Annotated in this window: 1 protein-coding gene; it reads right to left on the bottom strand. The window is 55.0% G+C overall.

Going from position 1 to position 915, the window contains the following annotated elements:
- Positions 1 to 701: 701 nt before the first annotated feature.
- Complete coding sequence (locus ACXJ5O_RS28390) at positions 702 to 893, bottom strand: DUF6494 family protein (RefSeq protein ID WP_457302825.1); 192 nt, start codon at positions 891 to 893, stop codon at positions 702 to 704.
- Between the last annotated feature and the right edge of the window lie 22 nt (positions 894 to 915).

Here is a 915-nt window from a genome sequence, read left to right as displayed (position 1 = left end):
GCCTATGCGATCCCAATGACGAATCCTCAACGCGCTCTCCTTCCAATCTCCGATATCTTTTGCACAAGGGGGAACCGATTGGCCGCAAAGATAACCTGCGCCGCGAACGTAGTATCATACTAATAATGCAGATTCGATATCCTGGACACCGGGTTGCTATTTCTAGCTCTGCCCGATCCAGGCGTTTTAACAGCTCTTTGAAGCGACCGCCGGTTGAACATTCATAGCGCGCTTGCAGCTCCYTACGAAGCGCGTCATCGTCTGACGGCCGTTTCGCGTTGCTGGTTTTTTCACTTGGTATTTGTCCGAGAGCCCCACGTCGTCATATTTCACAAACGAAGCGTCGGAAGCACGCTTCTTTGCGGGCGGCGCTTCGCCGTGGGCGAAATAAGCGGGGAGGTTCGTTAGATTTTGATCGGAGCCGCACCGATCGTATCACATCCGAGATGATCTGGAACAACAGGCAAAAAAGAGCCGGACTAAAAAGCCCGGCTTTAATTGTGAAGGTTGAAAACCTCCAGAGGGGAACAGCCAGCGCGGATAAATGGGAGGAGAACCGCGCTGACTGAACCCAATGTGGGATTGGACTTAATGTCTTACAAATGCACTCATTGACGCAGGTGCAACGTTCTGGTTACCCGCGGCATGAAGCGGCTTGCCTTCAGCTCTCCGCGTCGACGCGCTTGATCGCTTCGCCACGCTCACGGAAGTTCGATCTCGCCGTCCACCACGTGGGTGAGGCCCGTGCCTTCCGCCGTAAGCGTCATGCGGACCTTCAGCTTCTTGCCGCTGATCTGCCTTTCGCGCACCGTCTCCTCGATCTTGCGCTGTGAGGTGAGGCCGACTTCCTTCAGGAACTTGCGGATCGAAATGTTGAAGGCGTCTTCGCTCATGGCGGAACTCCTCTGTGTCGCG

Source organism: Phyllobacterium sp. P5_D12, assembly GCF_054049495.1.
The sequence above is the reverse complement of the archived record's forward strand: the minus strand, read 5'-3'. Positions and strand labels throughout refer to the sequence as shown.